The 22,729-nt window shown below is 68.0% G+C and carries 22 protein-coding genes and 1 tRNA gene; 9 read left to right on the top strand and 14 right to left on the bottom strand.

From position 1 onward, the window contains the following. Positions 1-16: 16 nt before the first annotated feature. From RM704_RS10240 to pknB, 3 genes are all read left to right on the top strand, one after another. Positions 17-1,468 (top strand): FtsW/RodA/SpoVE family cell cycle protein, encoded by a 1,452-nt coding sequence (locus tag RM704_RS10240; protein WP_033530577.1) that lies wholly within the window; start codon positions 17-19, stop codon positions 1,466-1,468. Beyond that, complete coding sequence (locus tag RM704_RS10245; RefSeq protein ID WP_033530578.1) at positions 1,465-2,925, top strand: peptidoglycan D,D-transpeptidase FtsI family protein; 1,461 nt, start codon at positions 1,465-1,467, stop codon at positions 2,923-2,925. The genes RM704_RS10240 and RM704_RS10245 overlap by 4 nt, the downstream gene beginning before the upstream one ends. A 169-nt stretch (positions 2,926-3,094) precedes the next feature. Continuing rightward, positions 3,095-5,086 (top strand): Stk1 family PASTA domain-containing Ser/Thr kinase, encoded by a 1,992-nt coding sequence (gene pknB / locus RM704_RS10250; protein ID WP_033530579.1) that lies wholly within the window; start codon positions 3,095-3,097, stop codon positions 5,084-5,086. Between the two features lie 164 nt (positions 5,087-5,250). Here the strand turns inward: pknB and RM704_RS10255 are convergent, their stop codons facing one another. Genes RM704_RS10255 through RM704_RS10280 form a run of 6 tightly spaced genes read right to left on the bottom strand, consistent with a single transcriptional unit; the run spans position 5,251 to position 9,654 of the window. Then, positions 5,251-5,985, bottom strand: a complete 735-nt coding sequence (locus RM704_RS10255; RefSeq protein WP_438828906.1) for a class E sortase — start codon at positions 5,983-5,985, stop codon at positions 5,251-5,253. A gap of 31 nt (positions 5,986-6,016) precedes the next feature. Then, positions 6,017-7,306: a class E sortase gene (locus tag RM704_RS10260; protein ID WP_033530581.1), complete on the bottom strand. Its 1,290-nt coding sequence runs from the start codon at positions 7,304-7,306 to the stop codon at positions 6,017-6,019. Further along, positions 7,303-7,953, bottom strand: coding sequence for an aminodeoxychorismate/anthranilate synthase component II (locus RM704_RS10265; protein WP_033530582.1), 651 nt, complete (start codon positions 7,951-7,953; stop codon positions 7,303-7,305). The genes RM704_RS10260 and RM704_RS10265 overlap by 4 nt, the downstream gene beginning before the upstream one ends. Next, positions 7,950-8,111 (bottom strand): hypothetical protein, encoded by a 162-nt coding sequence (locus RM704_RS10270; protein ID WP_033530583.1) that lies wholly within the window; start codon positions 8,109-8,111, stop codon positions 7,950-7,952. Before RM704_RS10270 ends, RM704_RS10265 begins: the two co-directional genes overlap by 4 nt. Before the next feature lie 53 nt (positions 8,112-8,164). Beyond that, on the bottom strand, positions 8,165-8,857 hold the full coding sequence (locus tag RM704_RS10275) for a class E sortase (RefSeq protein WP_033530584.1): 693 nt from the start codon (positions 8,855-8,857) through the stop codon (positions 8,165-8,167). A 17-nt stretch (positions 8,858-8,874) separates the two neighbouring features. Next, positions 8,875-9,654: a DUF881 domain-containing protein gene (locus RM704_RS10280; RefSeq protein ID WP_192829793.1), complete on the bottom strand. Its 780-nt coding sequence runs from the start codon at positions 9,652-9,654 to the stop codon at positions 8,875-8,877. Positions 9,655-9,796: 142 nt separating this feature from the next. Between RM704_RS10280 and crgA the strand changes: the two genes are divergently transcribed. Then, positions 9,797-10,051: a cell division protein CrgA gene (gene crgA / locus RM704_RS10285; RefSeq protein WP_033530586.1), complete on the top strand. Its 255-nt coding sequence runs from the start codon at positions 9,797-9,799 to the stop codon at positions 10,049-10,051. Positions 10,052-10,354: 303 nt separating this feature from the next. Here the strand turns inward: crgA and RM704_RS10290 are convergent, their stop codons facing one another. Both RM704_RS10290 and RM704_RS10295 read right to left on the bottom strand, forming a co-directional pair. Further along, on the bottom strand, positions 10,355-11,248 hold the full coding sequence (locus tag RM704_RS10290) for a rhomboid family intramembrane serine protease (RefSeq protein ID WP_033530587.1): 894 nt from the start codon (positions 11,246-11,248) through the stop codon (positions 10,355-10,357). A 155-nt stretch (positions 11,249-11,403) separates the two neighbouring features. Then, positions 11,404-11,937 (bottom strand): peptidylprolyl isomerase, encoded by a 534-nt coding sequence (locus RM704_RS10295; RefSeq protein WP_033530588.1) that lies wholly within the window; start codon positions 11,935-11,937, stop codon positions 11,404-11,406. A 361-nt stretch (positions 11,938-12,298) separates the two neighbouring features. Here RM704_RS10295 and RM704_RS10300 point away from each other — a divergent pair, with 361 nt between their 5' ends. After that, a complete protein-coding gene (locus RM704_RS10300) occupies positions 12,299-13,000 on the top strand; it encodes a DUF5324 family protein (protein WP_033530589.1) in 702 nt (233 codons plus the stop codon). A 466-nt stretch (positions 13,001-13,466) separates the two neighbouring features. On the opposite strand, the gene RM704_RS10305 is transcribed toward RM704_RS10300, so the two are convergent. After that, positions 13,467-13,539 (bottom strand) — tRNA-Ala (locus tag RM704_RS10305). Between the two features lie 182 nt (positions 13,540-13,721). Here RM704_RS10305 and RM704_RS10310 point away from each other — a divergent pair. Both RM704_RS10310 and RM704_RS10315 read left to right on the top strand, forming a co-directional pair. Further along, positions 13,722-14,270 carry a helix-turn-helix domain-containing protein gene (locus tag RM704_RS10310; protein ID WP_033530590.1) on the top strand — a complete coding sequence of 183 codons (549 nt, stop codon included), beginning with the start codon at positions 13,722-13,724 and terminating at the stop codon, positions 14,268-14,270. 283 nt (positions 14,271-14,553) lie between these two features. Beyond that, on the top strand, positions 14,554-16,347 hold the full coding sequence (locus RM704_RS10315) for a serine/threonine-protein kinase (protein WP_033530591.1): 1,794 nt from the start codon (positions 14,554-14,556) through the stop codon (positions 16,345-16,347). A gap of 167 nt (positions 16,348-16,514) precedes the next feature. Here the strand turns inward: RM704_RS10315 and RM704_RS10320 are convergent, their stop codons facing one another. Continuing rightward, positions 16,515-17,975, bottom strand: coding sequence for a hypothetical protein (locus tag RM704_RS10320; RefSeq protein ID WP_311590491.1), 1,461 nt, complete (start codon positions 17,973-17,975; stop codon positions 16,515-16,517). Between the two features lie 365 nt (positions 17,976-18,340). Further along, a complete protein-coding gene (locus RM704_RS10325) occupies positions 18,341-18,469 on the bottom strand; it encodes a DLW-39 family protein (protein ID WP_003999697.1) in 129 nt (42 codons plus the stop codon). 352 nt (positions 18,470-18,821) lie between these two features. Here RM704_RS10325 and RM704_RS10330 point away from each other — a divergent pair, with 352 nt between their 5' ends. Continuing rightward, complete coding sequence (locus tag RM704_RS10330; protein ID WP_033530593.1) at positions 18,822-19,190, top strand: DUF6344 domain-containing protein; 369 nt, start codon at positions 18,822-18,824, stop codon at positions 19,188-19,190. A gap of 497 nt (positions 19,191-19,687) precedes the next feature. Here RM704_RS10330 and RM704_RS10335 read toward each other — a convergent pair whose 3' ends face one another. The 3 genes from RM704_RS10335 to RM704_RS10345 all read right to left on the bottom strand — a co-directional run bounded on the left by RM704_RS10335 (position 19,688) and on the right by RM704_RS10345 (position 21,983). Continuing rightward, entirely contained in the window at positions 19,688-21,112 is a 1,425-nt protein-coding gene (locus tag RM704_RS10335; RefSeq protein ID WP_033530594.1) for a tyrosine-type recombinase/integrase, read from the bottom strand. Positions 21,113-21,128: 16 nt separating this feature from the next. Then, the gene (locus RM704_RS10340) at positions 21,129-21,380 is read right to left on the bottom strand and encodes a hypothetical protein (protein ID WP_033530595.1); all 252 of its coding nucleotides are present in this window, start codon (positions 21,378-21,380) and stop codon (positions 21,129-21,131) included. Between the two features lie 180 nt (positions 21,381-21,560). Continuing rightward, positions 21,561-21,983, bottom strand: a complete 423-nt coding sequence (locus RM704_RS10345) for a helix-turn-helix domain-containing protein (RefSeq protein ID WP_033530596.1) — start codon at positions 21,981-21,983, stop codon at positions 21,561-21,563. Positions 21,984-22,212: 229 nt separating this feature from the next. Here RM704_RS10345 and RM704_RS10350 point away from each other — a divergent pair, with 229 nt between their 5' ends. Further along, positions 22,213-22,710 carry a hypothetical protein gene (locus RM704_RS10350; protein ID WP_052146355.1) on the top strand — a complete coding sequence of 166 codons (498 nt, stop codon included), beginning with the start codon at positions 22,213-22,215 and terminating at the stop codon, positions 22,708-22,710. Positions 22,711-22,729 lie beyond the last annotated feature (19 nt).

The raw sequence follows: 22,729 nt of genomic DNA on the forward strand, positions 1-22,729 counted from the left end.
GGGGCCCACGCACACCATGAGCAGTCCTACCAACACGTCGACGCAGCACACGTCCACGATCGGCGCGATCGGCACACCGAGCCGACGCAACACCGAACTGGCGCTGCTGGCGTTCGCGGTCGTCATCCCGGTGTTCGCCTACGCCAACGTGGGTCTCGCCCTGAACGACCAGGTGCCCGCCGGACTCGCCGCCTACGGCATCGGCCTCGGGGTACTGGCCGGCATCGGCCACCTCGTCATCCGCAAGTTCGCGCCGTACGCCGACCCGCTGATGCTGCCGCTCGCCACGTTGCTGAACGGGCTGGGGCTGGTGGCGATCTGGCGACTGGACCAGTCGGAACTGCTCCAGCAGATCGGACAGGCCGGCGGCAAGGCGACCAATCAGCTGGTCTACACAGCGATGGGCATCGCGCTCCTCGTCGCCGTACTGATCTTCCTCAAGGACCACCGCACCCTCCAGCGCTACACCTACATCTCCATGGCCGGCGCGCTGGTCCTGCTGCTGCTCCCCCTGGTGCCGGGCCTGGGCGCGGAACTCACCTACGGCGCCAAGATCTGGATCCAGGTCGGCAGCTTCACCATCCAGCCCGGCGAGTTCGCCAAGATCGTGCTGGCGATCTTCTTCGCCGGCTACCTGATGGTGAAGCGCGACGCGCTCGCACTGGCCAGCCGTCGCTTCATGGGTCTGTACCTGCCGCGCGGTCGCGACCTCGGCCCGATCATCGTCGTCTGGGCGATCTCGATCCTCATCCTGGTCTTCGAGACCGACCTCGGTACCTCGCTGCTGTTCTTCGGCATGTTCGTGATCATGCTGTACGTGGCGACCGAACGGACCAGCTGGATCGTCTTCGGTCTGCTGATGTCCGCTGCCGGCGCCGTCGGCGTGGCCAGCTTCGAACCGCACGTCCAGACCCGTGTGCAGGCCTGGCTCGACCCGTACCGCGAGTACCAGCTCAGCCGTGCGGGGACCAACGACGGCATCATCCACTCCGAGCAGGCCATGCAGGCCCTGTGGGCGTTCGGCTCCGGCGGCACCCTCGGCACCGGCTGGGGCCAGGGCCATTCCGAGCTCATCCGCTTCGCCGCGAACTCCGACTTCATCCTCGCCACCTTCGGTGAGGAGCTGGGTCTGACCGGGGTGATGGCGATCCTGCTGATCTACGGCCTGATCGTGGAGCGCGGCATCCGCACGGCCCTCGCCGCCCGCGACCCGTTCGGCAAGCTGCTCGCCGTCGGCCTGTCCGGCGCCTTCGCCCTCCAGGTCTTCGTCGTCGCCGGCGGTGTGATGGGCCTCATCCCCCTGACCGGTATGACGATGCCGTTCCTGGCATACGGCGGTTCGTCGGTCATCGCCAACTGGGCACTCATCGGTGTCCTGATCAGAATCAGCGACACCGCGCGCAGGCCCGCGCCCGCCCCCGCACCCAACCCCGACGCCGAGATGACCCAGGTGGTCCGACCGTCATGAACAAGCCCCTTCGCCGCATCGCGATCTTCTGCGGGCTCCTGGTCCTCGCCCTGCTCGTCCGCAACAACTGGCTCCAGTACGTCAAGGCGGATTCCCTCGCCACCGACAAGGAGAACCGGCGCGTCTCCATCGAGCGCTATGCCACGCCGCGCGGGGACATCATCGTCGACGGCAAGGCCATCACCGGCTCCGTCGCGTCCGAAGGCGCCGACTACAAGTACAAGCGCACCTGGAAGAACGGCGAGATGTGGGCGCCGGTCACCGGCTACTCCTCCCAGATCGTCGGCGCCACCCAGCTGGAGAGCCTCGAGGACGGCATCCTCACCGGCAACGACGACCGGCTCTTCTTCCGGAACACGCTGGACATGCTCACCGGCAAGAAGAAGGAGGGCGGCAGCGTCGTCACCACCCTCAACGCCGCCGCGCAGAAGGCCGCTTTCAACGGCCTCGGCAACAAGAAGGGTGCCGTCGTCGCACTCGACCCCAAGACCGGCGCGATCCTCGCTCTGGCCTCCACGCCGTCCTACGACCCGTCGACGTTCGCCGGGATCAGCACCAAGGACGGCGAGACCTTCTCGAAGCTGGAGAAGGACGCCGACAAGCCGATGCTGAACCGCGCGCTGCGCGAGACCTACCCGCCGGGCTCCACGTTCAAGGTGGTCACGGCCGCCGCGGCCCTGGAGAACGGCGCCGTCTCGGACATCGACGACAAGACGGACACTCCTGACCCGTACAAACTGCCGGAGTCGTCCAGCAACCTCACCAACCAGCACGGCGTGTGCAAGAACGCCACCCTCCGCTACGCGCTCGAGCAGTCCTGCAACACGGTCTTCGGCAAGCTCTCCGACACCGTCGGCAACGACAAGATGATCGAGCAATCCGAGAAGTTCGGCTTCAATGAGGCCACATTGGACACTCCCGTCCGCGCCGCAGAGAGCGTCTACCCCGAGGACAACCGCCCGCAGAACGCGATGGCCGGCATCGGGCAGGCCTCCAACCGGGCCACCCCGCTCCAGATGGCCATGGTCGCCTCCGCCGTCGCCAACGACGGCGAGCTGATGAAGCCCTACATGGTCGACCAGCTGCGCGCCTCCAACCTCGACGTCATCGAGACGCACGACCCCGAGACGCTGTCACAGGCGGTCTCGCCGGAGAACGCCCAGAAGCTCCAGGACATGATGGAGAGCGTCGTCAAGACGGGCACCGGTCAGAACGCGCAGATCGACGGCGTCACCGTCGGCGGCAAGACCGGTACCGCGCAGCACGGCGTGAACAACAAGGAGAAGCCGTACGCCTGGTTCATCTCCTACGCCCAGCTCAGCGACGGCAGCTCGCCGGTCGCCGTGGCCGTGGTCGTGGAGGACGGTTCGGCGAACCGGGGTGAGATCTCCGGTGGCGGTCTCGCCGCCCCGATCGCGAAGAGTGTGATGCAGGCAGTGATCAACAGCAAGAAGTGACGCCGCTCACGTCGCCTTCACATCGGTGCACGTTGCGATACCGGTCCTGTATCGGGTGACGCGGTTGGCCAGGTCATGGAAGGCGAGCCGGGTACCGTATGCCCGGAGCACAGCCGCCGGACCACACATGGGTGCGGTCGGGACCGACGGAGAGGGCTGGTAGGAAGCTATGGAAGAGCCGCGTCGCCTCGGCGGCCGGTACGAGCTGGGCCAGGTGCTCGGCCGTGGTGGCATGGCGGAGGTCTACCTCGCGATGGACACCCGCCTCGGCCGCACCGTGGCGGTGAAGACGCTGCGAGCGGACCTCGCGCGCGACCCCACCTTCCAGGCCCGGTTCCGCCGGGAGGCCCAGTCGGCCGCCTCGCTCAACCACCCCGCGATCGTGGCGGTCTACGACACGGGCGAGGACTACATCGACGGGGTCTCGATCCCGTACATCGTCATGGAGTACGTCGAGGGCTCCACCCTCCGTGAGCTTCTCCACAGCGGCCGCAAGCTGCTGCCGGAGCGGGCCATGGAGATGACCATCGGCATCCTCCAGGGACTGGAGTACGCCCACCGCAACCAGATCGTCCACCGCGACATCAAGCCGGCCAACGTCATGCTGACGCGCAACGGCCAGGTCAAGGTGATGGACTTCGGCATTGCCCGCGCCATGGGCGACTCCGGTATGACCATGACGCAGACGTCCGCGGTCATCGGCACCGCCCAGTACCTCTCTCCGGAGCAGGCCAAGGGTGAGCAGGTGGACGCCCGGTCCGACCTGTACTCGACGGGCTGTCTGCTCTACGAGCTGCTGACGGTCCGCCCGCCGTTCGTCGGTGACTCCCCCGTGGCGGTCGCCTACCAGCACGTGCGGGAGGAGCCGCAGCCACCGAGCGTCTTCGACCCGGAGATCACTCCGGAGATGGACGCCATCGTCCTGCGTGCCCTGGTCAAGGACCCGGACTACCGCTACCAGTCCGCCGACGAGATGCGTGCCGACATCGAGGCCTGCCTCGACGGCCAGCCCGTCGCGGCCACGGCGGCCATGGGCTCCGTCGGCTACGGCGGCTACCCGGACGACCAGCCGACCACCGCCCTGCGGGCCGACGCCGGCGCCACGACGATGCTCCCGCCGGTCGGTCCGGACGACGGTTACGGCTACGACGACCGCCAGGGCCGTCGCCGCCAGCAGCCGAAGAAGAACAACACCTCGACGATCCTCCTGGTCGTCGCGGGTGTCCTGGTGCTGATCGGCGCGGTCCTCATCGGCCAATGGATGTTCTCGGGCAACGGCACCGGCAACGACACCCTCAAGGCACCGAACTTCGTCGGGCAGAGCGAGGCGGAGGCGAAACAGGCCGCCACCAACGTCGATCTGAAGGTGACGACGACCAAGGCCGCGTGCGAAGAGCAGAAGACCGGCAACGTCTGCGACCAGAACCCGAAGGCGGACACCGAGGTCAAGAAGGGCGACACCATCGCCCTCGTCATCTCGACGGGAGCTCCGAAGGTCACGGTCCCCGACGTCCAGGGCATTCAGTTCGACGAGGCCGAGGCCGAGCTCAAGGACAAGGGCTTCGAGGTCGAGAAGAAGACCGAGGAGTCCGATCGCACGGCCGGCATCGTGATCGACCAGGACCCGGCCAGTGGCAAGATCGAGAAGGGCTCCACGGTCACGCTGACGGTCGCCAAGGCTCCGGACAAGGAAACCGTTCCGGACGTGGCCCGGCAGAGCTGTGACGCCGCCAAGAACCAGATGGCGGCCAACAACCTCGTCGGCACGTGCACCGAGGTCGAGACCCAGGACCCCAACCTCGTCGGCAAGGTCGTCGCGACCAGCCCCGAGGCGGGCTCCGAGCTCAACAAGGGCGACACGGTCACCATCCAGATCGGCAAGGCGGCCGAGGAGGAGGAGCAGGAGGCCGAGGTCCCGAACGTCGTCGGACGGACCGTGGGCCAGGCCAAGCAGATCCTGCAGGCGGCCGGCTTCACCAACATCCAGTTCGCGGGCGGCAGCGACCAGAGCGACACCGCGCTCGTCACCGACCAGGACCCGGACGGCGGCAACAAGGCCGACCCGGCCCAGACGACGATCACCCTCGCTTCGGTCGGTTTCGGTGGCAACAACGGCAACAACAACAATGGCGGCGGCGACGGCGGAGGCTTCTTCGACTAGCGCCACCTACCCATGGCAGAGGGACTGACCTAGCCCTCCGCCCCGTACGACGAAGGAGCCCCGGCCCCCGAGGGGGGCCGGGGCTCCTTCGTCGTCTCGATGTTTCACGTGAAACAGGGTGTTTCACGTGAAACATCCCTAGAGGGGAGCAACCAACCGAGCCGCTACCGGAGTTCCTTCGGCGGCGTGCGTTCCGCGTTCACCCGCTCCACCCGCTCCAGCTCGCCCCACACGATGTACCGGTACCGGGACGTGTAGACGGGCGTGCAGGTGGTGAGGGTGATGTACTTGCCGGCCTTCTTCTTGCCGGACTCCTTGGGGATGTTCGAGAGCACCTTGACGTTGTACTTCGAGGTCTCGGTGAGGGTGTCGTAGACCTTGTAGACGTACCAGTTGTCGCGCGTCTCGAAGACGATCGAGTCGCCCTTCTCGAGCTTGTCGATGTTGTGGAACTTCGCGCCGTGTCCGTCACGGTGGGCGGCCAGGGTGAAGTTGCCGTCCTTGTCGGAGCTGGGGAGGGTCGCCTTGACCGGATCGGTGTAGTAGCCGGCGACGCCACCGTTGAGGACCTTGGTGGAGGTGCCCTTCTTCACCAGGACCTCGCCGTTGTTCATGGCGGGGACGTGCAGGAAGCCGATGCCGTCCTTGGTGTCCAGGGCACCGGGGCCGTCGTCCGAGGCCCAGGTGTCGCGGACCTTGTTCGCTTCCTTGTCCGCCTCGCGGTCGGCGAGCACGTTCGTCCACCACAGCGAGTAGACGACGAACAGACCGAGCACCAGGCCCGCCGTGATGAGGAGTTCACCGAAGACACTGACCGCCATGGCGATCCGGCTCATGCCGCGGCGCCGCGGCGTGGCCTCGGGCGCGTCCGTCGTCTCTTCGGTGTCGTCGGTGGTCACTGCCACAGTTCTTCCGCCCTTGGTCGAGCCCCTACTGGACGAGCGCGTCGGGCTTCCCCTCGCTGCGCGGCCGTTCCTCCACCATCTTGCCCCACACGATCATGCGGTACTTGCTCGTGAACTCCGGCGTGCACGTGGTCAGCGTGATGTAGCGACCCGGCTGGGTGAAGCCGGAGCCCGGGGGCACGGGTTGGAGCACGCTGACGTTCGACGGCGGGGTCACCGGCAGGATCGAGGCCATGTCGTAGACGTAGTACGTGTTCTGCGTCTCCACGACGATCGGGTCGCCCGGCTTGAGCCGGTTGATGTACCGGAACGGTTCGCCATGGGTGTTGCGGTGGCCCGCGATACCGAAGTTGCCCGCCTTGTCCTCGGGCATCGCCGTCTTGATGCTGTTCTCGTCGTAGTGGCCGACCATTCCGCGGTCCAGGACCTTCGACTTGCTGATGCCCTCGGCGATCGGCACGACGACGTCCAGCTTCGGAATGTGCAGGATGGCGAAGCCCTGCCCGGGCTCGAAGGCGCCCGGCGCGCGCTTGCCGCTCTTCCACTCCTCCTGGAGGCTCGTCGCCTCCCGGCCCGCCTGCTGATGGGCACGGATGTTGGACCACCAGAGCTGATAGGTGACGAAGAGCAGCATCACCACGCCGGTGGTGATGAACACCTCGCCGATGACCCGGCTCGCGATCACTCCCGCGCTGGGCTTGCGCGCCCGCGCCGCCCGGCGCGCCTCGATCCTGGAGCGGGGCGACGGCCGCTCGTCCTCTCCTAAGCCCTCCTCGGGCCCCTGAGCCGCTCCGGAGCCCGCGTGGGCCCCCGGGGAGCCCCCGTGCCTCCCGTGCCGTCTCGCGGCCTTACGGCGGGCCGCACGGCCTCCGGGAACCGGGGGCGCGGGTATCGGCTCGGCCGCGGCAGCTATCCGCCGCGCCTCCTCCACCCGGAGCGCCACCGTCTCCTCGTCGATCGGAGGGTGCTGCAGGGCCGTTTCGGTCGGGAGGCCGCCTGGCGCGCCCACCGAGCCGGCCGCGGCATAGGTCTCGTACAGCCCGTCGGACGCGGGCTGGGAAAGCGGCTCGTACGTCTCGTACGGCTCGTACCGCTCGTACGACTCGGACGCGGGCTCCGTGTACGGCTGCGGCTGCCCGAACCAGTCGTCCTGCCCGTACTGCGGTGTCTGTTGGACGGTCCACGGCCGGGGATCAGCCGTGTCCCCGAACGGCGTTCCCGGCTGGAAGGCCTCCGCCTCGAACGACTCGGCGCCCCCGTACGCGGCCTCGCCGCCGTAGGGGGCACTCTCGCGCTCGGGGCGCAGTGCCGTCACGCCGTGGCCCTGCCCACCACGGGGGCGAGCCCCGTCGACCTGGCCACGGCCCCTTGGTCACCGCATTCGGCCAGCCAGTTGGCGAGCATGCGGTGGCCGTGCTCGGTGAGCACCGACTCGGGGTGGAACTGCACGCCCTCGACCGGCAGTTCCCGATGCCTGAGGCCCATGATGATCCCGTCGTGCGTGCGGGCCGTGACCTCCAACTCGGCCGGCACAGTGGCCGGCTCCGCGGCCAGGGAGTGGTAGCGGGTCGCGGTGAAGGGGGTGGGCAGGCCCGCGAAGACCCCCTTGCCCTCATGTTCCACCAGCGAGGTCTTTCCGTGCAGCAGTTCGGGCGCGCGGTCCACGACACCGCCGTACGCCACCTGCATGGACTGCATGCCGAGGCAGACGCCGAAGACGGGGACGCCCGTCGCGGCACAGTGGCGGACCATGTCCACGCAGACGCCGGCCTCCTCAGGAGTGCCCGGCCCGGGGGACAGGAGCACGCCGTCGAAGCCGTCCTGGGCGTGGGCGGTCGCCACCTCGTCGTTGCGCAGCACCTCGCACTCGGCGCCCAGCTGGTACAGGTACTGGACCAGGTTGAAGACGAAGCTGTCGTAGTTGTCGACGACGAGGACCCGGGCGGGTCGGGCGGCACTCACTGGTCGTTCACCGTCACATCGTTGAAGGGCAGCAGAGGCTCGGCCCAGGGAAAGACGTATTGGAAGAGGACATAGACGACGGCCAGGGTCAGCACGATGGAGATCAGCGCCTTCAGCCACGCGTTACCCGGCAGATGTCGCCAGATCCAGCCGTACATGCCGTCCCTTCCTTCACACCACGGCACCGGACTCACGCCGTACCGCCACCAGACTAACGGCGTAGTGCCTCCGGTTTCCCTGACTCCACAGGCTGTGTGGAATCCAGATGGCCCCAGACGATGAGCCGATGACTGTGTCCCCACTCCGGGTCGCATGTCGTCAGCGTCAGATAGCGCCCCGCGCGCGTGAAGCCGGATTTCGTCGGCACGGGGTCGATGACCTGGACGTCCGTGGGCAAGGTCCGGTAGGGCCCCTTGTCGATGACGTACGTGAACCAGTCCGCGCCGTCGGTCAGGACGACCTCGTCACCGGGACGCAGCTTGGGAAAATCTTTGAAGGGATCGCCGTACGTACGGCGGTGGCCGGCCACCGCGAAGTTCCCCTTCTGTCCCAGCTGCGCGCTGTTCGCGTAGTGGCCGAGTCCTTTCTTCAGAGTGTCCGTCTTCGTGCCCTCCAGGACGGGCTTGTTCCACGCGGCACCAAGGCGCGGGATGTACATGAGCGCGAAGGACTTGCCGCTCTCGTACGCGGCGGGCGGCTCGGGAGACGCCGGGGAGCCCGGGCCGGAGGTGGGTCGCACCGGCTGCTTCGCCCACCGGTCCTGGAGCAGGTCGACCTGGCGGTCCATCTCGGTGTCGGCCTTCACACCGGTCCAGAACAGCACGTAGACGACGAAGAGCACGATCAGGGTGCCGACGGTGATGCAGAGCTCGCTGGTGGTCCTCACGATCACGCGCACCGACACGGGTCCCCCGGCTGCCGTCACTCCACGGGCTTCGCGTATTTCAGATCCACTGTGCCCGAGTAGCCGGGAAGAGTCACCGGCCCGTCCTCGGTGACTTTCCAGCCCAGCCCGTAGACGTTCACGTAGACCATGTAGTTCTGGATGGCCTCGCTGGCGCTGAGCGCCTTCTGCAGCTTCTCCGGGTCACCGACCGCCTGGATCTTGTACGGGGGTGAGTAGACGCGGCCCTGGAGGATCAGGGTGTTGCCGACGCAGCGGACGGCACTGGTGGAGATCAGCCGCTGGTCCATGACCTTGATGCCCTCGGCCCCACCCAGCCACAGGGCGTTCACCACGGCCTGCAGGTCCTGCTGGTGGATGACCAGGTAGTCGGGCTGCGGTTCGGGGTAGCCGGGGAGCTTGGCGGTGGCGTCCGGCGGGGCGTCGTTGAGGGTGACCGTGAGGGCCTGACCCCTGAGCTCCTGGGTGCCGGCGTTCTTCTCCAGCGCCTTCAGCCGGGCGTCCTCGGCCTCGGTGCTGCCGTCGTCCCGCTCCGCGAGGGCCTCCACGTCGTCCCGGAGCACCGCGTTGGACTCGTCGAGCTGCCCGTTCTTGTGGCTGCGCTCCTGGATCAGGTCGGAGAGCTTCAGCAGAGAGGCGTCCGTACGGATATTGGTGCCCTTGGCCGTGTCGAAGCTGGTGAAGAAGATCAGTCCGGCGAGGGCGAAGACCCCGACGGTGAGCACGCTCACGGGCCGGAAACCGCCTCGGGGGGAGGTTCCGGAACCCGCCTCGGGGGAGTCGGCTGAATTGCTCAACGTACCCTTATCTCCTTAGGCGCCGCGGAAGCACTACGCTAACGGACGCCCGGGGGAGCATTCAGTGTCCCCTTGTACGCTGCCCCGGAGCCCGCCACAGTTCCCTGCGCGGCCACGCAGCGCATCGACAGGAGAGACCCTCGTGCCGAAGTCACGTATCCGCAAGAAGGCCGACTACACGCCGCCGCCGTCCAAGCAGGCCACGAACATCAAGCTGAACAGCAGTGGCTGGGTGGCTCCGGTCATGCTGGCCATGTTCCTGATCGGGCTGGCGTGGATCGTCGTCTTCTATGTGACGGACGGCTCGCTGCCGATCGACTCGCTCGGCAACTGGAACATCGTGGTCGGCTTCGGCTTCATCGCTGCCGGATTCGGTGTCTCGACCCAGTGGAAGTAGTGGTCTCCGCTCGGTGGAGGTAGTTCTCCCCAGAGCCATCCACGGAGTTATCCACAGGTGTTTTCCACAGTGGGGAAAAAGAACGACGATCTGTGGATAACTCACTGGGCGTTGACGCCGGTACGACTGGCCTACCGGCACTCGCAAGCATGTTCGCCCCCTGTCTGACCTGCGAAAACGCAGGTGAGCGACAGGGGGCACACCTGTTCCCGCACCCTATGCACAAGATCCGCCACAGTCTGTGGACAACAGTGCTGTAACGGTGCCCGACCAGGGGCGGGGCGGTGACGGTCCGCCATCACCTCAGGTCAGCTGGGCGGTCCTCAGCAGGGTCATGACGACCACGGCGGCCAGCACCAGCGCGCTCATGCCGTACTGGATCAGCGCCCGCCGCTCGCGCGGTGCGTGCACCATCGCGTAGCCGATCAGCACACCGCCGACGAGGCCGCCGACGTGGGCTTCCCAGGCGATGTTGAACATCGGGCTGAAGGTGAAGATCAGGTTGATCACCAGGAGGATGATCAGCGGGCGCATGTCGTACTTGAGGTGGCGCATGAGGACACCGGTCGCACCGAAGAGTCCGAAGATGGCGCCGGAGGCTCCGAGTGACGCTTGAGTCGGCTCGGCGATCAAGTAGGTGAGGGCGCTGCCCGCGAGACCCGAGACGAAGTAGAGCGTCAGATAGCGGGCCCGGCCGAGGGCCGCCTCCAACGGGCCGCCGATCCACCACAGGCTCAGCATGTTGAACAGGATGTGCGTGACGCTGCCGTGCAGGAACATCGACGTGACCAGCCGGTACCACTGGCCTTCGGCGACGCCCTGGAGCGAGGCGCCCAGCTCCGGCACCCAGGCGCGACCGATGAGGTCGAACCGGTGGGTGAAGCTTTCGCCGAGGGACTCCTTCACGAGGAAGAGCAGCAGGTTCGCGCCGATAAGGATCTTGGTGAGGAGCCGAGGGTCGGCGGCGACCGTGCCCCCCGCGAGGGTGCGCGGGGCGGAGGCGGAGGGCGCGTGGCCCGTGCCGGAGCCGTTGCGGACGCATTCGGGGCACTGGAAGCCGACGGAGGCGCTCACCATGCACTCGGGGCAGATGGGACGCTCGCAGCGGGTGCAGCGGATGCCCGTCTCGCGGTCCGGATGCCGGTAGCAGGAGGGCAGGCCCTGCGCGTCCTGCGGGCTGCTCGGCACCTGATCCATCGGGTCCCCTTCGTCTCCTGTGTGAACGCATCGCCCCGCTCATCCTTACGGATGGGCGGGGCGATTGGTTCCCTTCGGGACCTTGTGAACCTTTCGGGGTCCGGTCCGCGCGGTGAACCACAGGATGCTCGGCCCGGGAGCCACTGTCCGAGGGCTCAGCCCTGGCGGGTCTCGACGACGACCGACTCGATGACGACGTCCTTGACCGGGCGGTCGGTGCGCGGGTTGGTCTGGGCACCGGCGATGGCGTCCACGACCTTCTGGCTGGCCGCGTCGACGACCTCACCGAAAATGGTGTGCTTGCGGTTCAGCCATGCCGTCGGGGAGACGGTGATGAAGAACTGGGAGCCGTTGGTGCCCGGGCCGGCGTTGGCCATGGCCAGCAGGTAGGGCTTGTCGAAGGCGAGGTCCGGGTGGAACTCGTCAGCGAACTGGTAGCCCGGACCGCCGGTACCGTTGCCCAGCGGGTCACCGCCCTGGATCATGAATCCGCTGATCACCCGGTGGAAGACCGTGCCGTCATAGAGCTTGTCCGTGGACTTCTGGCCGGTGGCCGGGTTGGTCCACTCACGCTCGCCCTGGGCGAGTTCGACGAAGTTGCGGACCGTCTTGGGCGCGTGGTTCGGCAGCAGCCGCACCTCGATGTCGCCGTGGTTGGTCTTCAGGGTGGCGTACAGCTGCTCTGCCACGATCTGCCTTCCGTTGTCCTCTGTGACTCCCCCGATCCTCGCACGGACGACGCCGTGCGTCCCCCGACGCCCTCGCTCTTGTACGGCGGGCGCGCGGAAAACCGGCCGAGTAGCCCCGGTACCGGCGCGCTTCACGGCGATCCGTGGCATTGTCGGCACTGTCGTGGACAACTTCCTGTTGCCCCGTATTCATCCTCATATTGCACGTGAACGGGTTCATGAGCGGCTCTGATCGACGTCGGCCGGAGTCGCGGCCATGACCCGGATGCCCGCCCGCACATGCCCCGGAGCACTCCGGGAGGCATGATCCCCAAAAGGGTGGAAAGTCGAATTACCGTACGCCACCGAGGAGGAGGATCCCGTGACCCGCATCGACAGCGTGCGCGCCGCGACCGGCTCGGCGAAGGACAGCGTGCTGCACGCCGCGGAAGTGGTGGCGCCCTACGCCGACACGGCCAAGGACAAGGCCTCGCACTACGCGCAAGAGGCACGTGTACGACTCGCGCCGAAAGTGTCGCAGGCCGCGGAACAGGCACGCGTCCAGTACGGCGCCCATGTCGTCCCGCGCTTGGAGCAGGCCCGCACGCATGTGCCGCCGAAGGTCGACCACGCGGCCCACGAAGCCGCCGCACGCACCCGTAAGGCGGCCCGCCAGGCCGCCGACTACTCCCGTCCACGTATCGAGCAGGCCGTAGCCGCGGCCGGCCCCGTCCGCGAGGAGGCCACCGCCCGCAGTGTCGCGGCGCTGGCCGCACTGCGTGGACAGGTCTCACCCCAGCAGATCCAGCGGCTGGTCCGCAGGCAGCAGCGCCGGGCGAGGCTCGGCCGTGCCGCCAAGGGCCTGGCCGTCCTGGGCGTGCTGGCGGGCGGCGCCTTCGCCGCCTGGAAGTGGTGGGACAAGCAGGCCAACCCCGACTGGCTGGTCGAGCCCCCTGCCGCCACCGAAGTCTCCGACTCCGGTCGTCTGTCCTCCGTGGACGGCAGCGGCCAGGCCGATCTCGACCCCGAGGTCCAGGCCAAACAGGCCGAGGACGAGGCCGCCGACCGGGACAACCGCCGCTGAGAACCCACTGAGCGCCGGCAGCTGAGGGCACCTTCCCACGGCCGTCGGCGGAGGACAGGTTCCCCCCGACTCGCCCCTGCACGAGGGTGTGTTCGGCGGGACACCTTTCAACAGCCCTGTGGGGCAGAAGACCTGAAGGTCTTCTGCCCCACAGGGCTGTTTCACGTGAAACAGCCCTGCCCCCAGTGCACCGCTGCCCTCCGACCGGAATGTGTTGGTCCGGTTGCGAAGGGTGACGCACACATTCCGCCATCTATCGTTGTGACCCAGAACACTGGTTTCGCATATGCGCACATCGACACGTGCCACGATCCATTGCCCCCGCTCCAGCGGCCTTTCTTCTACGAAGTGCACACATAGCGATCGCGACGATCCTCACCCGAGAAGCCACCGACGCCGAGGCTCCGTAGGCACGAAAAAAGACCGGACCGGATGTCCTACGACATCCGGCCCGGTCAATCCGCTGTGGAGCCTAGGGGAGTCGAACCCCTGACATCTGCCATGCAAAGACAGCGCTCTACCAACTGAGCTAAGGCCCCGGAAGGGAAGCGTCCACCCGGAAGGAAGGACCACCGGGAGGCTTCGCAGACCAGAGTACCGGGTCACCCCCGGGATCTCGCAAAAAGATTGGGGGTCCCCGTGAACGACCACTCTCCGTAAGATGCTCGTCGTGGTTCGCTACAGCGAACCACGGTATTTGGGGAAGCGATGGGGAGACGCAATGGACGCCGCACAGCAGGAAGCGACCGCAAGAGCCCGGGAGCTGCAGCGGAACTGGTACGGAGAGCCGTTGGGGGCGCTCTTCCGTAGGCTCATCGAGGACCTGGGTCTCAACCAGGCCCGGCTCGCGGGAGTGCTGGGCCTTTCCGCACCGATGCTGTCGCAGCTGATGAGCGGTCAGCGTGCCAAGATCGGCAACCCAGCGGTGGTCCAGCGGGTGCAGTTGCTGCAGGACCTGGCGGGTCAGGTCGCGGACGGCAGCGTGAGCGCCGCCGAGGCGACCGAGCGCATGGATGAGATCAAGAAGTCACAGGGGGGCTCGGTGCTCAGCAACACCACGCAGTCGACGACGAGTTCGGGGGCGCCCACGGTCAAGCGGGTCGTCCGCGAGATCCAGTCGTTGCTTCGCTCGGTGGCGGCCGCGGGCGACATCATCGAGGCGGCGGACACCCTCGCCCCGACCCACCCGGAGCTGGCAGAGTTCCTCCGGGTGTACGGCGCGGGTCGCACCTCGGACGCGGTGGCGCACTACCAGTCCCACCAGAACTGAGCTCAAGGCCCGGTCCCCGAAAGGGGGTTCGGCGACCGGGCCGAGGCCGAAGAGGGGGACAAGGGGTCTGTAGGCCCCTCGTGAGCCGCGACGTCGTGGACGTAGGCTCCGCGCATAGACCGGGAATCAGGAACAGCACAGAGCGGCAGGGGGACAGAAGCGGGTACTAGCTCCGAGGGAAGCCGGGCACGTGCGAGCCGGCTCCGCGGAGGGCGGCACGAGTGCCGAGCCCTCCGCCGACGGGCAGCCAAGAGGGGAGCCGAAGGGGGAACGACGCACAGCCATGGGTGAGGTCTTCGCCGGCCGGTACGAACTGGTCGACCCGATCGGGCGCGGGGGAGTCGGCGCGGTCTGGCGCACCTGGGACCACCGCCGCCGCCGCTATGTGGCCGCAAAGGTCCTGCAACAGCGTGACGCGCACGCCCTGCTGCGCTTCGTCCGCGAGCAGGCCGTACGAATCGACCACCCTCATGTCCTCGCCCCCGCGAGCTGGGCCGCCGACGACGACAAGGTCCTGTTCACCATGGACCTGGTGGCCGGAGGCTCTCTGGTCAACCTCGTCAACGACTACGGTCCCCTTCCGCCCGTCTACGTCTGCGGCCTGCTCGACCAACTCCTGTCCGGCCTCGCCGCCGTGCACGCCGAGGGCGTCATCCACCGCGACATCAAGCCCGCCAACGTGCTGCTGGAGGCCACGGGCACGGCCCGCCCCCGGCTGCGCCTGTCCGACTTCGGCATCGCCATGCGTCTGGGCGAGCCCCGCCTGACCGAGACCAACTACGTGGTGGGAACGCCCGGTTACTTCGCTCCCGAGCAGATGCTGGGCGCAGATCCGGACTTCCCTGCCGACCTCTTCGCGGTGGGCCTCGTCGCCCTGTACCTCCTGGAGGGCGCGAAGCCCGACGCCAAGGCCCTCATCGAGCACTTCGCCGCCCATGGCACGCCGAAAGCGCCGCGAGGCATCCCCGAGCCGCTGTGGCAGGTCATCGCCACGCTCCTCCAGCCGGACCCCAACTCCCGCTTCCGTACCGCCACAGGCGCCCGCAAGGCCCTCGCCGCGGCCACCGAACTGCTTCCCGAGCCGGGGCCGGACGACGAACTGGTCGAGGTCTTCGACCAACTCGGTCCGCTTCCCAAGGGTTTCGCCCCCGAAGGCCCCCTGCACAGGGCATCGGGGCTGGACAAGACGGACACAAGCACCGGTGCCGGCACCGGCGGCATATCAGACGCGACCCCGCCGCCGCCTCACCATCCGCCGGCATACGGTCCGTCTCCCCTGGATGTGCCGTCCCAGCCCGGGAATGGCCCCGCGCTACCGGCGCCGCTCCCGGGCGCCACCCCTCAGCCCTCGCACACGACCACAGGCTCCATACCCGCGCCCCCCATGCCCACCACCGCGCCGCCCCGGACAGGCTCCTCCAACTCTGGCAATGGCTCCGCGGTCGGTACCGGTGCCACGGCCACGGGCTCAAGCACACATTCAGGCGTCGGCACGGGACCAGGAACCGGTCACTGGACCCAAGATCCCGGCCAGGCGTCCTCGGCGTCTTCGGCATCGTCGCCCCAAGCCGCCCACCTGCCGCCGGAGCCGCCCCCCACCGCCGTACCACCCCGCCCCGAACGCGCCCCTGCACCGCTGCGGCCCTCGACGATGTCCGACACCGGCAGCTTCCATCTGCCCCCGCCCCAGGTGCTCACCGCCGACGCGCCGTCGCGACAGGCCGAGCAGCAGCACACCCCCGGCCTGGGCCACCCACCACAGCAACCCGAGCAGCAAGCCAGTCCCCCTGCCGGGACTCCCGTCCGAACGATCCCAGCGCAACACCCCGAACCCGCGCATGTGCCCTCCCCCCAGTCGCACCCACCGCTGGGCCTCTCTCCAGCCCCGGCCTCGGCGGTGCAGCAGCACGCGTACACCTCTACTGGTTCATACACCGCTCGGCCCCCGCAGGTTCCACGTCGATCGAGGGCGCTTCCCCGGCGCCGCCCGGGCCCGCCCGTCAAGGTCGTCGTCCCGGTCCTGTTGCTCGCCCTGGCCTGCTTCGCGGTGGGATTCTGGGCGCTGGGCCAGCTCTGATCCACCGCACACCGACCCTGCGGACACCTGTCGACCCTGAGGCCCCAGCCACCGTTCCTACCGTTCCCAGGCCCGCCGATCCCACCAGGCCCGCCGCCCCCACCGACCACGGACATCGCCCGCCTCAGCCAGCCTCAGCCAGCCCCGGCCGCGGCACGCCGCCCGCTCTACCACCCTCGGGACGCCCCGTGCCGCCCCCGCGCAGCCGTGCCCGCCCTCGGTCGTTCGGACTCGGTGGCGATCGACGCCCGTCTGCGGGCCACGAGTGCCCACACCAGGAGCCCGAGAACCAGCAGGCTCCCCGTGCCGATGCCGCCCGCGGCGACGACGGTCATGGCCAGGCGCTGGTCCCCGTTGCCCAGAGAGTTCCCGGAGTCCTCCCCCTCGCCGGAACTCCCCGCGGCCCCTTCGTCACCGCCGCCCTCCGCGCCCCCCTCCAGCGTGTCCCCCGTGGCGCCGTCCTCGGCGGCCTCCCGGTCCCCCTCGGTGACCTCGAAGACCCCACGCGGCTCCGTGCCCCCCAGATAGCCCGGCCCGGCCCCGGCCTCGCCCTCCAGCCGCACCCGCAGCGTCAGCCCCACCGGCCCGTCTCCGAAGCGTTCGGCGACCGACGTTCCGAGGTGCAGTGCCAGGTAGTACCAGCCCGCGAACCGCATACCGCCCACCTCGCCGTCGAGGGAGAAACGGTTCTCGTACGCGACGGGCGGGAGCGGCTCCAGCCCGACGGAACGTTGCTCGCCCCCGTAGTTGGCTGTCCTGTCGTCCACCAAGCCGCGTACGGGGTTGTAGAGCGACATGACGAACGCGTTCCCCACATAGCCGTCGCCCTCGGTCGTGCTGCCCAGCTCCGCGGTGGCGTGGAGCTGCTGCCCCCAGCCGACGGGCACCTTGTAGAAGAGCGTCTCCCCGGCTCTGATGCCGACCTCGTCCTGCCAGACGCCCTGCGTCACGGGGCTCGCCGTGGCAAAGCCGCTGCCGCCACGACGGGGCTCGGGGTCACCGGACACGGCTTCGGGCGAGGCGGAGTTCCAGCTCTGGGGGGCGCTCGTCGAGCCGCCCTTCGTCACAGCGGGCTCCGAGACGAAGCCGAGCTCCAGCCCCCACTTCTCCGACGCGCCCTTCGGAGGGGAACCCGTCGCCGAGCCGGAAACCGAGCCCGTGCTCGTTCCCGGACCGGTTCCGGTTCCGGTGGCCGAGCCGACGCGTTCCACGACGACGTAGTACACACCGGCCCCCTGGCACATGTACTCGTCGCTGCCGACCTCCCGCGAGGCCCAGGCGGTGACGGGGTGCCCGCTGCGGGTCGGTCCGAAGCGGGCGGTCTCGTAGGAGCAGCGGTGTGCGTCGGCGTCCTGCAGAGACACCCTGACCCCGTCCGCGGAGCCGACCGCCGAGCCCGCCTCCGGTACGGCCGTGGCCGAGACGTACGCGTTGGCGGCGGCGCCGAGATCTAGGCGGTAGTACAACTTTCCGCCCGGTCCGATGGAACTCCGATAGGTCTTGCCGGCCGCGAGCCGCACAGCTCCCGTGCTGCTCGCGGCGCCCTCGACCGTCGGCGCCTCCTCGGCGTAGGAGTATGGCGTGGGCGCGTCGGCCGCCACGGAGAAACCGGTCTGCGCCGTCGTCACGCACAGAGCCGCTCCCGCGGCCGCCGTAGCCCGCCACCAGACCGTGCGCCGCACCATCAAGCGCCACCCCTCGTCGTAGACCGTGACTCCGAGGCCTCACCAGTGGTCGCTGCCCCGAACGCGCCCATCCTGCCGGGCCGTGTGCGCTGATGCCCGCGTTCCTGGGGAGGAGCGGCTGAAAACGGCCTCTACCCGGACCGACGCCTTGCTACTGCAAGCACATCGTTCACCAAAGCGAATCCGAGCGGGCAGGAATGTTCGCAGAATGTCCGCAGATGGTCCGGAAGAAGGAGAGACACCCCCAAACAACACAAAACCCCGACCGCCAGGGCGGCCGGGGTCTGCTCTGAGACTGGTGTCGACGTTCACGAACCCGTGGGCACGGAGTCAGTCGCCTCCGTCCACAGATCCTGCTCGGCGCGATCCGCCTGGATCTGGCGGTACACGAGGAGCCCGCCGATGGCGGCCAGTGCGACCAGGAGAAGCTTCTTCACCGCGCGACCTCGTCTTTCCTTGACGTAGGGGACCTCTGGCGCCCGACTATACACACCGACCGATACCGATCGGTGACCTGCGTCGGCCCCCCCAACTCCCCCAGGGAAGGCCGTAGTAGAACCGGACGCCACTGTTCCGATCGCAGGCTCATCACACAGGTCCATCACATTTCGCACACCCCGGCGGATCCCATGGGCCGGGGCTTCCTGCAACTCCTCAGGCCTCCTTGCGCCCATCCGAGTGGTGTTCATCCGAAGAACGCCGCGCCACGGACGTCGGTCCATGATTTCGGAGCCCACATACACATCATGAGGAAAGTACGCAAATCGCCCAACCCGAAAGTGAGGGGCCATGGCCCAGAACAAGGTCATGAAACTGTGGACCGCCATCGTCACCGCCTTCCTCGCGCTGTGCACGGCGCTCGGACTCGTCACGACCACGGCCTCGGCCGCGGTGCCACAGACCGAGACCACCCGCAACTGCGCGGCCCCCGCGACGACCCCGGTGATGGCCCTCCCGGCCCGGCCCCACGACCGCGCCCTGCCCCCCACGATGAAACAGCGCATCCGCGCCGAGGCCCACGGCTCCTCTCCGTCCTGCCGCCACCGCACGGCCCTGGACACGGCCACGGACACCGCCACGAACGTCACGGGCCAGGCCGCCGCCCCTGAGGCGCCTCTCCCGCGGGCCGAGCCTCCAGGCGCACCTCTCCAACTCTGATCCCCGGCAGAAGTCACCGACCCAGCGGCGATCTTGCGTACGACGCCCGTAGAAGACCGTGAACGACGAAGACCCTCAGCCGGAGGCGGCTGAGGGTCTTTTCCGTGAGTGGCGGGCCTTCGAGCACAGTCCACAGGACGTGCCGGGGCAGCCGGTGTGAGGAGTAAGTAGTCTGCTCCGACCCCTGGTCGGAGGGCCAGTACAGAGGATGTCCGGCCCTCCGGAGTCGAAGTCCGGAAGGCCCGCCCCATGTCACCCGACGACAGCAAAGACCCCCAACCGAGATCGGTTGGGGGTCTTCCGTCTGGTGGGGCTAACAGGATTTGAACCTGTGGCCTCATCCTTATCAGGATTCAGGCCTAACTAGATAATCTCCGCAGGTCAGTTGATCTGCGTCGGGATCACCCATCTACACCCATCTACCCTGTGGATATCCACCCCGCCCCTGTGGAAAGTGGTCCTCTCCCGGGGTAGGTCCGGGGTAGTCCTGGGGTAGCTCACGCCGCTGTCACCACCTGGAATCGACGCCGCAGCTTCCCCGTCGGGACGCCCGGCTTCCCATCTTCCAGCGCCGCCAGAACCTGGCCCGCATAGTCCGCAGCCGCGTGCGTGTAGATCCACGTCACCTCACCCGCACGCTCGTGGCCGAGGATCTCCTGCGTGACGACCTCGGGAACACCAAGGGCGTGGAGCTTGGAGGCATAGGCGCCACGGACGTCGTGGAAGTCCGGCCACCAATCCGTCCGGCCTTGCTTCACCGCTTGGATCCGGCCGGTCGTCTCATCGCGCTCCTGCACCGTGACCGTGCGAACGGTCTTCCGGACGACCCCGGCTGCCGTGATGGCGGCGGTCCACACCCGACGGAAGGCAGAACGCCTCAGCGGTGCCCGGTACGGCTCCCCCTCACTGCCGTTCACCTTGCTACCCCGGCGGACCTTGTTCCGCCCGTGGAACACGAGCTCTTCCGTCCGCAGTCCGTCCGCTGGTTCGGACACAGTACGGCTCGCGCCCGGCTCTTCCGCCCACAGTTCCCGCAGCACTCGGGCGGCAAGCCCGGTGAGCGGCACGGACCGCAGGCCCGCGTCGCTCTTGGGGTACGCCTTCCGCTTGATCTTCCCCCGCGGCTCCACCAGGACCTCGCGGATGTGGATCCGCCGGCCCTCGAAGTCGACGCAGTGCCAGCGGAGGCCGGCCAGTTCCTGGAAGCGCATCCCGGTCTCCTGGGCGACGATCAGCAGCGCGTGGAAGTACTCCGGCAGCTTCTGCCGGATCAGCCACAGCTGCGCGTACGTCGGCGGCCGCCGGTCCTCCGGGTGCTTCTTCTTCACCGTCGGCAGGCGGACGCCCTCGGCCGGGTTGAACGGGATGCGCCGGTCCAGCTTGGCGGCAGTCAGCATCTTGTCGAGCACCTGGAAGCACTTGGTGACCGAGCTGGCGGCGAGCGGGCCGCCGTTCTCGTCGTGCAGGTCGTTGACCCAGGTCTGAATCTCCAGCCACGCCAGCTCATACAACCTGTAGCTTCCGAGGGTCGGAGCGACGTGATTGCGCCACATCCCCTCGTCGCGCAGCTGTGACTGGGTCCAGTGCTCGATGCGGAGCTCGCCCTTCGTCTGGGTCGGCCACCACAGCGTCCACCAGGAGGCGAGGGTGATCTCACCGCGGGCCGGGTCGATCCAGGTCCGCTTCCTCATCTCGGTGCGCGTCTCTTCGAGGAACGCCACCGCCTCGTCGTACGTCGGCTTCGTCTTGCTGCGGTCCTTGCCGGAAGGATCGGTGTAGCGGGCCTCCCACGATCCAATGTGCTCGTCGGCTGGCGGCCGGTCGCCGGGGTACCGCTTCAGGCAGGTCGGGCAGCCGCAGCGCATGGACGGGTTGGGGCGTGGGTTGTTGGTGACCCTGGCGAGGGCCTTCTTGCGCACCATCGGGGTGTGCTCCTGATCAGAGAGTGGGTGCGCCGGATATGGCGGGGACCGGGGCAAGCTCGACGGGGAGCTGAAGCGGGTCGCCGCAGAAACAGGTGAGGCCGGCGCTGGGGATGTCGGGTGCGCCGAGGTCGACCGTCAGGATCGCGTGCAGTTCTCTGATCAGGTTGTGGGGGTGGGTGCCCCTGTCTACGAGGATGCTGACCTCGTCCGGGTCCCAGATGGCGATCTTTGCGAGATCGTCGACCACGGTGATGCGGATGCACACAGGTATCCCCCCAGGTATGCGCAGACGGCATGGAACGATCCGCTCCGGGAGGACAGCGGGTGACTGATCGTACCTGTGTGTATTGATGATGGGGAGGTTGTTGTCATATTCGAGGCGGAATGATTTCTGCCGCCCCAGTCGCGTGAATTTACCCCTTTCTAAGGCAACCCTTAGTGACTGCTACGAGACGCGAGTGACCGCAGCCATGGCCTCGGCATACTTCACGACGTCTCGCTGCTGGGCGTCGGGCAGCGCCCTGTAGATCTTCAGCAGTCGCGCCTCTCGCTCCTCGCTCGCCCGCCCGGGCACGGGCCGGCCTGAGGCTTCGAAGATCTGCTTTCGGGTGACGTCCGCTCCCCACTGGGCGAGGGCGTCGGCAATGCGGTGCAGCTCGTCAGTTTCCACGCGGGTGGTGCCGCGCTTCCCTGTGAGCCACTGGTTGAGGCGCGTGTACTTGATGCCTGTTGCTGTAGCAAGTTCCTTCTGCGTGTGCTGGGTCTCTGGCAACAGACGCAGGAGTAGGGCCGCCAGGTCCTCACCCTTGGGGGTGGAGTCATCGGCGGGGCGGTCGGGCTCGCCGGAGTGGCTCGGGGCGGTGGTCACAGGCAAGAGGATCGGGCAATAAATCTACATACGCAAGTAGAACGTGGATTGATGACCTGTATTTGACGGGTGCGGCGCATCTACGTAACCCCTCTCGACCCTTGTGCACCTTTTACACAACCCTGTGCGCCCCCCTTGACTGAATCCACATCCACATGCAGACTGTGGATGCAGCAGGTCAAAGCGGCCTGCGCGACCCCTATCCAGGCCACAAGGCCAGAGGATCACCATGCGACGACTGGACAAAGGTGCCCCGCTGCGGGCCGCCATGACGGCGGCCGGGCTGGACATTCCGCGCCTCGCCGCCAAGACCCGAGAGATCGACCCCGATCAGAAGGGGCTCTCGAAGTCCCTGGTCGGCTTCATCGTCGGCAGCGGCAAGACGGCGCGCGAGGAATGCAGCGACCGAGCAGCAGAGCTCGTCGCGGCGGCGCTCGGCCGGGAGGTCACGACCCTCTTCGAGCCCGTCGTTTTCACGCTCGGAGAATCCACATCCACGCGTAAATCGTGGACTGGTGACGGTCGGAAGCCCCTGCCCGCGCAGCTCATGGACCAGCGATCGCTCGCGGAGTTCCTGCGGAAGTCGCCGTCGTGGATCGACAAGCAGATCCAGGACGCGGCGGAGCGGGGCGAGCTCTGGCCCGGGCTGATCTACGTCGGCCGTAGCCGGCGCTTCGACCCGCACGCCGTCCTCGACGCCATGCGCAGGCAGCGCACCGCCGCCTGACACAAGAAGGGCCGCCCCG

This window comes from Streptomyces gottesmaniae, assembly GCF_031845845.1.
In the GTDB taxonomy this organism is placed as follows: Bacteria; Actinomycetota; Actinomycetes; order Streptomycetales; family Streptomycetaceae; genus Streptomyces; species Streptomyces akebiae.

Bases quoted from the DNA above. Each gene is read 5' to 3' on its own strand.
- RM704_RS10240 (WP_033530577.1), top strand. From the start codon at position 17: ATGAGCAGTCCTACCAACACGTCGACGCAGCACACGTCCACGATCGGC.
- RM704_RS10245 (WP_033530578.1), top strand. From the start codon at position 1,465: ATGAACAAGCCCCTTCGCCGCATCGCGATCTTCTGCGGGCTCCTGGTC.
- pknB (WP_033530579.1), top strand. From the start codon at position 3,095: ATGGAAGAGCCGCGTCGCCTCGGCGGCCGGTACGAGCTGGGCCAGGTG.
- RM704_RS10270 (WP_033530583.1), bottom strand. From the start codon at position 8,111: ATGTACGGCTGGATCTGGCGACATCTGCCGGGTAACGCGTGGCTGAAG.
- RM704_RS10290 (WP_033530587.1), bottom strand. From the start codon at position 11,248: ATGGATCAGGTGCCGAGCAGCCCGCAGGACGCGCAGGGCCTGCCCTCC.
- RM704_RS10310 (WP_033530590.1), top strand. From the start codon at position 13,722: ATGGACGCCGCACAGCAGGAAGCGACCGCAAGAGCCCGGGAGCTGCAG.
- RM704_RS10315 (WP_033530591.1), top strand. From the start codon at position 14,554: ATGGGTGAGGTCTTCGCCGGCCGGTACGAACTGGTCGACCCGATCGGG.
- RM704_RS10330 (WP_033530593.1), top strand. From the start codon at position 18,822: ATGGCCCAGAACAAGGTCATGAAACTGTGGACCGCCATCGTCACCGCC.
- RM704_RS10335 (WP_033530594.1), bottom strand. From the start codon at position 21,112: ATGGTGCGCAAGAAGGCCCTCGCCAGGGTCACCAACAACCCACGCCCC.
- RM704_RS10350 (WP_052146355.1), top strand. From the start codon at position 22,213: ATGCGACGACTGGACAAAGGTGCCCCGCTGCGGGCCGCCATGACGGCG.